Origin of the sequence: Bradyrhizobium sp. B025 (genome assembly GCF_042257955.1) — a bacterium.
GTDB classification, from domain to species: domain Bacteria; phylum Pseudomonadota; class Alphaproteobacteria; order Rhizobiales; family Xanthobacteraceae; genus Bradyrhizobium; species Bradyrhizobium diazoefficiens.
In genome coordinates, this window is sequence record NZ_CP170150.1 from 7,337,862 (window position 1) to 7,350,736 (window position 12,875).

The window sequence follows — 12,875 nt, forward strand, 5'->3', positions numbered from 1 at the left end:
ACAGGTGATGTGGAGAGTGCCCTGGACAATTTGAATGTTAACGTTCCGCCCTATCGGCACGGAGTTTCCCCCAGTAGTGACCCAGGCCAATGCGACGCCATCGGGTATTTGTCGTTCAGACGCAGGTTCGCCAAAATGGTCAATCAAGCTTTTTCTCGTGTCTTGGATCGCATTCGGGCCGGCAGCAATCGGCGCTTGCACTTGCACTACCGCGTCCAATCCCCACACATGAGTGCATTGCACGCCGAAGAAAGGGGCTGCCAGAGCGACAGATGGCGTCAAGAGCCCAAGGATGAACGCGCATTTCAAGAAGCGAGTTGCGATCACCAAAGCGAGACCTCTGAACTGGACTGCACCACGTCAATATCGACGCGTTAAGGCTAGCATAGCACGATCAAGTCCGTTAATGGGATGGTCCGGCCGTGCTCCTGCCCCGCCAGCGATAAGCTGGCCAGGGGCGCCAAGACAAGGAGCACGCCATGTCCCAGACACCCAGTACTGCGATCGCCGTGATCGGCATCGATATCGGAAAAAACTCGTTCCACGTCGTGGGCCACGATACGCGCGGCGCCATCGTGCTGCGGCAAAAGTGGTCGCGTGGCCAGGTCGAGGCGCGGCTCGCCAATATACCGCCTTGCCTGATCGGCATGGAAGCCTGCGTCGGCGCACATCATTTGAGCCGCAAACTCGCATCGCTTGGTCACGATGCCAGGCTGATGCCGGCCAAATATGTCCGCCCCTATAGCAAGGGACCGAAGAACGACTTCAATGATGCCGAAGCGATTGCCGAAGCCGTGCAACGCCCAACGATGAAGTTCGTGGCGACCAAGACTGTAGAGCAACTGGATCTGCAGGCGCTGCATCGGGTGCGCGAGCGCCTGGTGTCGCAACGCACCGGCATCATCAACCAGATTCGCGCCTTCATGCTCGAACGCGGGATCGCGGTGCGCCAGGGTATCGGCTTCCTGCGCACAGAATTGCCCACCATCCTTGCGACGCGCACCGATGCCCTGTCGCCACGCATGTTGCGTGTCATCGAGGAGTTGGCAGGCGACTGGCGTCGGCTGGATCAGCGCATCGATAGCCTCTCCGGCGAGATCGAAGCACTGGCCCGTCAAGATCAGGCATGTTCGCGCCTGATGACGGTGCCTGGCATCGGGCCGATCATTTCGAGCGCCATGGTGGCCGCGATCGGCACTGGAGACGTCTTCTCCAAAGGCCGTGACTTCGGCGCCTGGCTCGGACTGGTGCCCAAGCAGATCTCGACGGGAGACCGCACGATCCTCGGCAAAATCTCACGGCGCGGCAATCGCTACCTGCGCGTTCTGTTCGTGCAGGCGGCATGGGTTGTGCTGGTCAGGATCAAGAACTGGGAACGTTACGGACTCAGATCCTGGATCGAAGCCGCCAAGAAGCGATTGCACCACAACGTGCTGGCGATCGCACTCGCCAACAAGCTTGCCCGCATCGCCTGGGCGGTGCTGGCTAAAGGACGCGCCTTCGAGCTGACAAGGACCAACGATGCAGGCGTCCGACCCGCTTGATCCTCGCGCCGTGCTCGGCGCGGTCAAGGCGCGGCCTGGCAACGCCGGAGCCAGCCGCAAGCCAAGCGCAACGGCCGGCCTTGACCGCCCGTGCGCGCGACGCGACGCACGTCCTGCGGGCCGGGACGAAGGAACGGCCCCTGGCTCGAACACAGGAACTGCGAGGTAGGAGGAGCATGCGATGACGTAACCCCATCAACAGGTTCCAGCCGAGGTCTGCGAGAGGATGAGACGAGATGGAGGTTCGGTCTTCCCGGCGCATGCGAACACTGGTGACCCAAATGGCCCAATCGAGGCCTGTCCGCTAATGAGAACGCACGCGCGCTGATATCCATGATGGCCCGGAGCAAATGCTCCAATCAAAGGCCGGATACATTGATGCAAGACCACTCACCACCTGATCGACGAATCTCTTGCTACGCACGGCCGGACCATACATCGGGTCAAAAGCAGCGGCGGACGCCAAGTTGGATCGTCGTCCGGTTTGCCCCTGGCAGCCGACATGACACGAGTTCAATCGACCTTCGGCTAAGCGTCCGCAAGCGAACGGCGGTGGGTCAGCCAATAGTCATTCTGCCACTCCTCGTAGCCAAGCAACTCGCCAAAGCGCCTTTCGCGGTTGTCGGACCAAGCTCCGCGCTCGCTCAGAAGCGTTAGCATTGCATCAACCCGCCACTCGTGGCCCGGTAAGGCGTAGAATAGCCTCCGGTATTTGAGCTGTGGCAGTTCGGGGCATGGTTCAATCACTTCGTGTCTTATCAGTCGGCCTACAGCAACATGCCTATCGAACAGCCGCCAATATCGAATACAGATGTCTGGCTCATCGCCAACTATATCCATGAAATATGCGAGGGGCTTTGTGCCCCTCAGCATTAGGCCGAGTTCTCTGTTGGTGTGAACCAAATAGGGCAGCTGACGAAGCCATGCGGGTTGCATGTTCGGCATCTTAACTGCACAACGTTAATTTCCGCTAATGGGATGGTCCGGCCGTGCTCCTGCCCCGCCAGCGATAAGCTGGCCAGGGGCGCCAAGACAAGGAGCACGCCATGTCCCAGACACCCAGTACCGCGATCGCCGTGATCGGCATCGATATCGGCAAAAACTCACGGCGCTTGAACTGGTGGGCAGCAAAGGGCCAACAGCAGAACTCCAAGAGATGCCGTGGCCCACACAGGATTGTAGCCGCGAGGTTGCTTACGTCAGCTCGTCCAACCACCGCTGAGCCAATTTCGGCTCACCCGGAGTGTTTGAAAGGCGAGAGCCCATCTGCAGGAACCGCGCATGAAGCGGGAAGGATTCCATACCGCACTTGTCGCGAAGGCGCTCAATTTTTGAGCCTAATTCAAGTAGCTCCTCCCTTGCCGGGTTGCGCAAACCAACGCGCTCGTATGAGCCGAAGAGACCCCATTCTCCCTTGGCGCACTCTTGCAAAGCCGAGAGAAGCAACTCGCCATATGCAGCTTCAAAGGCCGCGAGCTGCCGTTCGTACGAGGGTCTCATCGGCTTGAATACGTTTTCGGATCAAAAAATCCGGCGAGAGCGGAGACGACTGCAACAGCCGCCAAGAATAGGACAGTGGTAGGATCGATGAACAAATACAAGACTGCCGCTATTCCGACGACGGTCAGAGCTGGCCCAATGAACGCAGGGTGCGTCTTAAGCCAGTTGATCATCCTGTTGCGGACCTGCGGGATGTAGGCCGTAGCCGCGAGAAGAGCGACGAGTACAACAAGCCATTTCGACATGATGGGACGAAGCGCCTTATTTGCCTTACAACCACAATAGTTAGGCACGCTTTCGCGCGCATGAAGAATAGAGTTCAAATTATAGCGACCAGCCGGCCTGTCCGCTTTGGGGCAAGCATCGGCTCTAGGCGATCCGGCTGTCAATCGGCCTGTAAATTTGACCCCTCATCGGCGTCCAATTTTGACCCCTTCGTGCGCCGCGGTTTGACGGTAGCGCTCGGCTCGTTGGAGCTGGCCGGGATAGCGGAGACGAGACGAGCGCGGGTGGCGTGATCGTCGTCGCGGCTTTTGAAGCGCCAGCTGTCATTGCCGGTCTCGACGATGTCACAGTGATGGGTCAACCGATCGAGCAGCGCGGTGGTCATTTTGGCGTCGCCGAACACGCTCGGCCATTCGCCGAAGGCGAGATTGGTGGTCACGATGACGGAGGCGCGCTCATAGAGCCGGCTGACGAGGTGGAAGAGAAGCTGGCCACCGGACTGGGCGAAGGGCAAATAGCCGAGTTCATCCAGCACAATGAAGTCCATCCGGGTCAGATGCTCGGCGAGCCGTCCTTGCCGTCCGTTGCGGGTCTCGGTCTCGAGGCGATTGACGAGGTCGACTACGTTGAAGAAGCGGCCGCGGGCACCGGATCGGATGCAGCTTCTGGCGATGGCAATGGCCAGGTGGGTTTTGCCTGTGCCGGTGCCGCCAACCAGCACGACGTTGCGTTGTTGGGCGATGAAGCCGCCGCCAGCAAGATCATTGACGAGTGTCTGATTGATCGGCGTGCCGTCGAACTGGAAGTCGGCGATGTCCTTGGCAAGCGGAAGCTTGGCAATGGTGAGCTGGTATTTGATCGACCTGGCTTGCTTCTCGTTGATCTCGGCGTTGAGCAGGTCGCCGACAATGCGCTGAGGTTCGTGCTGGCGCTTGACGGCAGTTGCCATGATCTCGTCGAAGGCAGCCTTCATGCCGTAGAGCTTGAGTTCGCCCATGAGGTCGAAGATTTGGGTTCGTTCCATCAGATGGTCCTCCGGAGGTTGTCGTAGCGGGCACAATCGGCGATCGGTGCATGACGGAGCGTCAGTGCGGCCGGCGTCATGATGTTGGCCGGTGGGGCGGGTTCACGTTGACGGGCCAGGATATTGAGAACGACATCGGCCGAATGGACGCTGTGACTGAGCGCTTCGGCACAGGCCGCTTCCACCGCGGGCAGACCGTCAGTCAGCACCGCGTTGAGGATGTCGACCATCTGTCGATTGCCGTCGTCGGTGCTGGCAAGCTTGCGCCGGATCCGCTCGATCGCGGCTGGCAGCACCCAGTCTTTGAAGGGAGCACCGTTGCGCAAGGCGCCGGGTTTGCGGGCGAGCACCGGCACATAATGCCAGGGGTCGTAGACGGTATCGCCGCGGCCAAAGGATCGCGGGTGCTCGGCAACGATGCGTCCATCCTGACGGATCACGATGCGATCGGCATAGGCTTGAACCTCGACCGGTCGCCCGACTGCGCTGGCTGCGACCGAGTACTTGTTGTTGTCGAAGCGCACCAGGCAGGTCTTCGAGACCGATGCCGTCACCGCATGGAAGCCGTCGAAGCGGCCGGCATAGGGAACGAGTTTGGGGCGTTCGGCTTCGAACACTTCCCAGATCGTCTGATCGACCAGCTCCGGATGGCGATGAACCTTGGCGTAGGCGATGCATTTGTCGAGCAGCCAGGCGTTTAACTCGTCGAGGTTTTTGAACCGCAGCCGCGGCGTGAAGAAGCGTTCCCTGACCAGCCCGACCTGGTTCTCGACCTGCCCCTTCTCCCAGCCCGACGCTGGCGTGCAGGCGACCGGATCGACCAGATAGTGGCTGCACATCTGCAGGAAGCGGCGATTGTAGAGACGCCCTTTACCGACGAAGATCGTCTCTACGGCGGTCTTCATGTTGTCGTAGATGCCGCGGGTGCAGGTGCCTTTGAACAGGGCGAACGCCCGGTCGTGGGCGTCGAACACCATCTCCTGCGTCTCCCGCGGATAGGCCCGCACGAACAGCATGCGGCTGTGACAGAGCCGGACATGGGCGGCCTTCACCATCACCGTGGTGCCGCTCAGCAAGACCACCTCGTGGCTCCAGTCGAACTGGTAGGCTTCGCCTGGGGCAAAGCTTAGCGGGACATAAGCAGCCGCGGTCGATTGCCCGCGTTCCTTGCTCCACCGCCTGGCGTAACGCCGCACCGCATCGTAGCCGCCGTCATAGCCACGGCTGCGCAGCTCTTCGAAGATCCGGATTAACGTCAGCTGTTCACGAGCCGGTTTGGCCGCGTTCGCCGCCAGCAGTCCGTCGAGCTCTACTGCCCATCGTCCCAGCTTTGGCCGCGGCTGCACTTGCCGCTCGTACTCGAAGGAGGTCTCTCCTGACCTCAGCACCTTCCGGACCGTGTTCCGCGACACCTTCAGGTCACGGGCAATCTCCTTGATCGTCTTGCCCTTGATGAAGTGCTCGCGCCGAATCCGCGCAATCGTCTCCACGATCAGCATCCTCGACCACCTGCTTCATTCCAAAGCAGGCAGCGCAACAGACCAACCTATAGGGGGTCAATTTTGGACGCCGATCCCCCGGCTTAGGGGGTCAATATTGCAGGCCGAATGACAATCCGGCACTCAGTTCCGGGATACTCCCAAATCCGGCGGCGCAAACCATCCCGACGGATGAGAATCCGACTCTCTCGCCGCATAGTAGAGGCCGCTGAAAGGATAGAACATGAACGTGCCGGAAATCATTGGACGAGCCATCGAGATCGGTAAACCGGACGGTAGGATTACCTTCGATGAGCTGAATAAACTTTGTGAGGGTGCAGTGCTTGATCCCAAAGACATCGAGCGCATTCTCAACGCCCTTAGCGAAGCAGGAATTTGGATTGAAGGAGACTGAGGTCCGCAGTGGGTCATGACCGCACTTCGGAGTGCCGCTCGGCTGCTTCCGATATACCCCTATGAGCCGACCACCCGGGACGCTGCCTAGACTTCGCTTGCGGGCCAGAAGCGGACGAACGCCGCTTCCAATTGACCGTCGCAGAGTGATGTTTCCTTAATGTCGTATGAGTGACACTCCGCACGGACAATAGAGGCATCGGTTAAAAAGATGCGACTAGCACTAACAAGCCGCGCTGATGATCGCACCAAACGCCGCAGCAAAATTCCTGAATGGATTGCTGCTGCATCATCCGGCGACGTTGACGCTCAGTTGGCTCTCGCTTGGGAGTATGCCCGAGGCGACTCCGTTGACCCGGATTTCGTGACCGCATGGAACTGGTTTGATTGTGCCGCCTCGTCCGGTCAGGAAAACGCTGTTTTGCATCGAGCCCGCTTCCTTCAGCTTCGCGGCGTGCCGGAAGGGCTACGTGAACTTCGCAAGCTCGCTGCTAAGGGCAACTGGAAAGCGCAATTTTGGCTTGGAACGCACTATCAATCACAACATGGGCGCTTGAACCAGTTGAGAGCGGCCGTGTGGTACGGTCGATCCTCTAAAAACGGGAACCTCGGCGGTAAGCTTGCCAAGCTAGCGCAACTGAGAAGAATTGCTGATCAACCCTTCAAAGCGTTGTTTGCCGCCAAGGTCATATTTGAAGCTATTTCGACCTTCCGACACTTGTTCCGGCAAGATCAGCAAATCGAAACCTATCAAGCGTTGATGTTTCGCTTAAAAAGCAGACCCTCCGGGAAAGCAGCTACTTGAAGCCCGCTTCGGGTCAAAACGAGACTTGCTGGACTGCTAGGGCCTCGTCCGCTTCTCGTAGATTAGCCGACTTGCGCGATCATCGGCTTACCTTGGTGCCGCGTGTTGACGTTGGCTTGCCCAGCGACCTGTCCGGCTTACACGTTCAATCCAGCTTGTAGCGAGGGAATTTCTTGAGAGCTTCAGCCATGGCCGACGCAGTCGGCGGGCCATATTTCCGTCCCTCGGTCGCCTGCGTGTGCCCTGTGATGGCGTCGTTCATTTTCTCCGCCATCCCAATTTCATCACCGATCCTCTTGAAGAGGTGGCGCCAAGCATGGTTAGGGCTGAGTTCGGGATCATCAACACCCAATCCACGAACCCATGTTCCCAGGTGAGCGCGAGCAGTGTCGGCGCGAGAACGCGACGGCTTCAAAGGATCATTGCTTTTCTTCTGTGGCGTCTTTCCTTCCAGCGCTTCGCCGGTCCAGGGTCGTCCTCGTGCAATTTCACGAACCAATTGTACCAACGACCCGCGAGCGCGATTGCGTTCAGCCTTGTAAGTGGCTGGCCCTCGCCGTTCCTTTGGGCCCGCAGGGTGGCAATGCGCGTTTCGACCTCTGCTTCCCACTCTCCAAGACGGGCCTTAGCTTCGTATTTGGGGGTGTCGGCCGGGAGTTTGAGATGAGCTTCACGCTTGGTCCCGTAGAGCCTTTGGTAATCCTCGCGAACGTCCTCGGGGATACCTTTGCGAGCAAACCATCGACCGTCAGAAGCTCGATTCAAACCGACCATACGCAATGCCATTTGTAGCGCCTTTTGTATTTTAGGCGGCGCAAATACGTCAGGTCTATCAATAAGATGCTGAGAATGCGGAGTTATCCGCAACGGTGGTACAGTTGGGTGGGCTCGAACCACCGACCTCCTGTTCCACAGACAGGCGCTCTAACCAACTGAGCTACAACTGCATCCTTGCGAGCCGCGCCTTGGGGCGCCCTGAGAGGGCCGGTACCGAGGGGGCTGGACGGGGCGGAAACTAGGTGCAACGGCCGTTTTTGGCAAGGCCGCAAACGGGCGGAATCCACCCTCAAACGACGTTATTTCCAAAGGAAAACCCGGGCGTGGGCCCGGGTTTCTTATTATTTGGGCATGATCTTATCGGAAGACCGCTGTGCACTTCGCGCGCGACCCTTCGGGTCCGGATCAGGCCCTGATCAAACCGGCCCCGTCGCTCAGGCGGCGGGCGGGTAGAGCTTCGAGGCGCTGGCCTTGATCGGCTCGGCGGCGGCGGTGGCGGCGCGCTGGGCGATCTCGGCGAGCTCCTTGGCCTGGGCCTGGAAGGTCTCGAGCTGCTTTTTGCCATGGCTGCTCCACAGCGCGAACGCATCCGACGGCGACTTCACGCCGAGCAGCTCCTGGGTGAAGTCCAGATGGGCGGTGGTGTTGGCCTTCATGAACTCCATCAGCTTGGCGGTGTACTCGTTCGCGCCCTTGCTGGCGGAGGAGAACACGGCCTCGATGGTGCCGTTATGGCTTTCGGCCGCGTCCTTGAACTTGGCGTAGCTCTCGCGGGCCTGCGAAACGCCCTTTTCGGCGAACGCACGCATCTGCTCGGGCACCTCGAACGGAATGATCGAGGCAGAAAACGGATCAGTCGCACCTGTCATTGTTGGTCCCTCACGGTCTTGGAAAATGGAGTGAGCCTTCTGGCGCGCCCGCCGGCCAACCGGGGCCCTCTGTGGCGGATACGAAGACTGGATACGCGTAACGAAAAAGATGGCTCGTCCAACGCCCAGCAGTATCACTGGGTAACATGTCAACATTGTGCAGCGCAACGCGATCCAGGGGGCGCAGAGAAAATTTAATCGCGGGGAGGATGAGGTTCCGGGGTATGGGAACCCGTGGTTGCGGTACCACGATGTTGAATTCCAAGACCGCGCGGTCGGGCTGCTTACCCTCCCCTGGAGGGTCCGAGACGAGCGTAGCTCGCTCGTGGGTCGATCGCGCGCAGCGCGGGCGGGGTGGGGTGATCTCTCCACTCGGGCAGTGCGAAATGCGGAGAGACTGTCACCCCACCTGGGTTCGCATGCCGCTTCGCGCCAAGCGAACCCATCCTCCCCCTCCAGGGGAGGATGGGCAGCTGTGATGCCGCGCTAGTCTACCGGGCCCGCGGCGCGCGAATCCTGCGGATGCAGCGGCCGCGCGGCTTGCGGGGGCGGCCGGATTAAGGTTATCGCGGCTTTAGGGCTTCCCCCATAGGCTGGGGCCGTGGACCTGCCCGCGCCCGCGCGCGATACTAACCCTTTCTTAAGGCTGTCATTCCCGGCAGCCCTAGGGCCAGAGGCGTGACAGCGAGACTTAAAGCCGGTTGGATGAGTCATTCGGATTTCCAGTTGCGAGGCGTGGGCGATCCCCGGCTGGCCGTGCATGCGACATCCCCGCTGCCCGCGTGGCTCTGGTCGGTCGACGGCACGCGCGTGCTGTGGGCCAATCCGGTCGGCGCAAAATTCTTCGGCGCGGCGCATGCCGCAGTGCTGGCGGAAAAGACGTTCGGCCCGGCCGACAGCCATCGCCGCCAGGTCGCCCGGCTCGCCCGGCAGCTGCCGGCGAGCGGCACGGTGCGGCTCGAACGGCTGCGCGGCTTCGGCGCCCGGCTCGGAACGCTGATGACCTGCGCCTGCACGCGGCTGACCTTCGCCGATGGCGGCCAGGCCGTGCTCGTCACCGCGATGGAGCCATCGGTGCGCACCATGCCGCTGATCGAGCGCCTGCATCGCCTCGTCGCGGGCGCCAGGATGCCGATGGCGGCGTTCGCGCCCGACGGAATGTTCGTCGGCGCCAGCGAAGCCGCCCGCTCCCTGCTCGGCTTCCGCGATCTCGGCGAAGCCGGGCTCGAACGGGCCCGCGGCGATGCGCTTCGCAACGGCCGCGCCGAGACGCCGATCGGCATCGGCCAGATGGTGCTGCAACGGGTCGGCCTCGGTGCCGATATCGGCCTGGTCGCGCTGATCGAGCCGGCCGCCGCGCAAGCGGCAGCGGCGAGCGATGCCGCCCCGGCCGCATCCGCATCCGAGAGCACGCCTGACGTCACGCCCGCGGCGCCGGCTCAATCCACGCCGCAAACCGAGCAGGCTCCGAACGCGCCACCGCCGTCGAACGACCCGCTAGCCGCGATCGCGATGTTCGATGCCTTCGCCGAGCCGGTCGAAACGCCCGCGCCGGCCGAGACGATCGCGCCCGCGTTGCCCGCGAGCGAGGCGGCGCCGGAGATCGCAACGGTCCAGGAGACTGTCGAAGAAGCCGTCGCCGAGACGGTTGAAGAGACGGCCCAGGAATCGGCTGAAGAGCCGGCTGACGCGCCCAAAACTCCGGTTGAAAACCACCCCTCAGCCATTGTCTCGCCGCAGGCCGCGTCGATCACTACCGGCATGGTCGAGCCGCCGTCGGGTCCCACGGAGACGCCCGCGCCGCATCAGCATCCGCTGCGCTTCCTCTGGCAGATGGATGCAGAGGGCCGCTTTGTGCTGGCGTCCTGCGAGTTCATCCGCCTGATGGGCGCGCACACGGCCGCCGGCTTCGGCCGCCCCTGGCGCGAGATCGCCGAGGAATTCTCGCTCGACCCGGAGGGGCGCGTGGCGCAGGCGCTGGCCAGCCACGACACCTGGGCCGGGATCACTGTGAACTGGCCGGCCGATGGCGGCGAGCATCTGCCGGTCGAGCTCGCGGGCCTGCCGGTCTACGACCACGCGCGCAATTTCGCCGGCTTCAAGGGCTTTGGCGTCTGCCGCGATCTCGACGGCCTCAACCGGCTCGATGCGCTCCGGCGCTTCGAGCTGCTCGCCGAACCGCCGGCGCAGCACGGCCTGTCCGCCGACATCGTCGAGCCCGATCCGGAGCCCGTGGCAGAGGCGCCGCCGCCGCCGGCCGAGCCGCCCGCACCTGAGCCCGAGCCCGCACCCGAACCTGAACTGCCCGACCCCGCCCTCGACGCGAATTCACATCCAACCGATCCGGAAACGCCAGTGGAAACGCCTCCCAACGTCGTGCCGTTCCGCCCGCCCGGCGATACCAGATCACCTGGTGATCAGAGATCGCCGACGCTGACGCCGATCGAGAACAGCGCGTTCAACGAGCTCGCCCGGCAATTGTCCGAGCGCCTCGAACGCGAGCGTGAGACGATCGCCACCGCGACGACCGAACCGCCGGCGGAGAGCACGCCCGAACCGCTGATCGAGGCGCCGCACGCGGCCGAATGGCTGACCGAGCCGGAGCCGCCGGCGCGCGGCCACAGCATGCGCGACCGCGCGCTGCTCGACCTGCTGCCGACCGGCATCCTGATCTATCGGCTCGACCGCCTGCTCTACGCCAACCCGGCGTTCCTCGCGCGCATGGGCCATGCCAGCGTGAGCGCGCTGGAGAATGCCGGCGGCCTCGATGCGCTCTATGTCGAGCCGGGCGTATCGCCCGCCAGCAGCACCTCGCAAGGCGGCACGCCGGTCACGATCAGCGCGACGCTTCCCAATGGCGAAGCGCCGCTTCCGACCACCGAGGCGCATCTGCACACGATCGACTGGGACGGCGAGAGCGCGCATGCGCTGGTCTGCGCGCTGCCGACTGCTGCGCCTATCGTTGCTGCGCCCGCCGTTGCCGAGCCTGTCGTTGCGCCGTCCGTTGTCGCCGAGCCAGTCGTCACCGAGCCACTTGTCGCGGAGTCCTTCCCCTACGCGTCCGAGCTCGAATCCCAGGCCGGCGATGCCGACGCCGAGGATCTCGCCGCGATCCTCGACACCACGGCCGAGGGCATCGTGATGTTCGATGCCGAAGGCAACATCCTCGTCTGCAACCGCAGCGCCGAAGCGCTGTTCGGCTACGACGGCGAAGCGCTGCTCGAGCAGAACCTGGTGTCGCTGTTCGCGCCGGAGAGCCAGCAGATCGTCGCCGACTATCTCGAAAGCCTGAAGAGCCAGGACATTTCCAGCCTGCTCGATCACGGCCGCGAGGTGCTGGGGCGCGAGAAGAAGGGCGGCGTCATTCCGCTCGCCATGATCATGGGCCGCACCAGGCCCGACGGCCCGAACTTCTTCGCCGTGTTCCGCGACCTCTCCCAGAGCAAGAAGGGCGAGAGCGAGCTGACGCAGGCCCGCCGTCTCGTCGACGGCGCGGCGAATGCCAAGGCCGACATGCTGGCGCGGATCAGCCACGAGATCCGCACGCCGCTCAACGCCATCATCGGCTTTGCCGAGGTGATGATCTCCGAGCGCTTCGGCACGCTCGGCAACGAGCGCTACGGCGAATACATGAAGGACATCCGCGCCTCCGGCGAGCGCGTCATCGCGATCATCGACGATCTGCTGGAGCTGTCGCGGATCGAGACCGGCAAGCTCGACCTCAACTTCGCCAACCTCAACCCCAACGACCTGGTCGAAGCCTGCGTCGTGGTGATGCAGCCGCAGGCCAACCGCGAGCGCATCATCATCCGCACCTCGCTCGGCCATGCGCTGCCGCAGGTGAGCGTGGACGCGCGCGCGATGCGGCAGATCACCATGAACCTGATCTCGAACTCGATCCGGCTCGCCAGCGCCGGCGGCCAGGTGATCGTCTCGACCGCGCTCAACGATCGCGGCGAGGTCGCGCTTCGCATCCGCGACACCGGCCACGGCCTCAGCGAGCGCGAGGTCGCGGCCGCGATGGAGCCGTTCCGCACCCCGCCGCCTGGAGATGCCGAGGACAATTCGGCGCTGAGCCTGTCGCTGACCAAGGCGCTGGTCGAAGCCAACCGCGCCCGGTTCAACATCAAGAGCGCAGGCCACGGCACGCTGATCGAAGTGGTGTTCGCGCCGGCGCTGGCAAGGGCGTGAGGCTCGGCGAAATCAAACCTGGTCGACTGGGCGAGGACCACCTCTCCC

The 12,875-nt window shown here is 62.5% G+C and carries 8 protein-coding genes, 1 tRNA gene and 1 pseudogene; 4 read left to right on the forward strand and 6 right to left on the reverse strand.

Features of this window, described 5'->3' with window-relative positions; genetic code table 11:
* Positions 1 to 479: 479 nt before the first annotated feature.
* Positions 480 to 1,544 carry an IS110-like element ISBj4 family transposase gene (locus ACE10W_RS34630; protein ID WP_370204754.1) on the forward strand — a complete coding sequence of 355 codons (1,065 nt, stop codon included), beginning with the start codon at positions 480 to 482 and terminating at the stop codon, positions 1,542 to 1,544.
* Positions 1,545 to 3,429: 1,885 nt separating this feature from the next.
* Here the strand turns inward: ACE10W_RS34630 and istB are convergent.
* Both istB and istA read right to left on the reverse strand, forming a co-directional pair.
* On the reverse strand, positions 3,430 to 4,293 hold the full coding sequence (gene istB / locus ACE10W_RS34635) for an IS21-like element helper ATPase IstB (RefSeq protein WP_039183785.1): 864 nt from the start codon (positions 4,291 to 4,293) through the stop codon (positions 3,430 to 3,432).
* Positions 4,294 to 4,301: 8 nt separating this feature from the next.
* Positions 4,302 to 5,792: pseudogene (gene istA, locus ACE10W_RS34640) on the reverse strand (IS21 family transposase); the annotation flags it as partial.
* Between the two features lie 223 nt (positions 5,793 to 6,015).
* Here istA and ACE10W_RS34645 point away from each other — a divergent pair.
* Together ACE10W_RS34645 and ACE10W_RS34650 are read left to right on the forward strand one after the other, a co-directional pair.
* Positions 6,016 to 6,186: an RNA polymerase sigma factor region1.1 domain-containing protein gene (locus ACE10W_RS34645; protein ID WP_304548358.1), complete on the forward strand. Its 171-nt coding sequence runs from the start codon at positions 6,016 to 6,018 to the stop codon at positions 6,184 to 6,186.
* A gap of 210 nt (positions 6,187 to 6,396) precedes the next feature.
* Positions 6,397 to 6,990, forward strand: a complete 594-nt coding sequence (locus ACE10W_RS34650; RefSeq protein ID WP_304548360.1) for a tetratricopeptide repeat protein — start codon at positions 6,397 to 6,399, stop codon at positions 6,988 to 6,990.
* Between the two features lie 145 nt (positions 6,991 to 7,135).
* On the opposite strand, the gene ACE10W_RS34655 is transcribed toward ACE10W_RS34650, so the two are convergent.
* The 4 genes from ACE10W_RS34655 to ACE10W_RS34670 form a co-directional block, all read right to left on the reverse strand.
* The gene (locus tag ACE10W_RS34655) at positions 7,136 to 7,342 is read right to left on the reverse strand and encodes a hypothetical protein (protein ID WP_304548361.1); all 207 of its coding nucleotides are present in this window, start codon (positions 7,340 to 7,342) and stop codon (positions 7,136 to 7,138) included.
* Positions 7,343 to 7,401: 59 nt separating this feature from the next.
* Positions 7,402 to 7,776 (reverse strand): hypothetical protein, encoded by a 375-nt coding sequence (locus ACE10W_RS34660; protein WP_304548363.1) that lies wholly within the window; start codon positions 7,774 to 7,776, stop codon positions 7,402 to 7,404.
* 84 nt (positions 7,777 to 7,860) lie between these two features.
* Positions 7,861 to 7,937, reverse strand: a tRNA-His gene (locus tag ACE10W_RS34665).
* Positions 7,938 to 8,201: 264 nt separating this feature from the next.
* Positions 8,202 to 8,636: a phasin gene (locus tag ACE10W_RS34670; RefSeq protein ID WP_060910511.1), complete on the reverse strand. Its 435-nt coding sequence runs from the start codon at positions 8,634 to 8,636 to the stop codon at positions 8,202 to 8,204.
* Between the two features lie 705 nt (positions 8,637 to 9,341).
* Between ACE10W_RS34670 and ACE10W_RS34675 the strand changes: the two genes are divergently transcribed.
* On the forward strand, positions 9,342 to 12,827 hold the full coding sequence (locus ACE10W_RS34675; RefSeq protein ID WP_304548366.1) for a PAS domain S-box protein: 3,486 nt from the start codon (positions 9,342 to 9,344) through the stop codon (positions 12,825 to 12,827).
* The last annotated feature ends 48 nt before the right edge of the window (positions 12,828 to 12,875 follow it).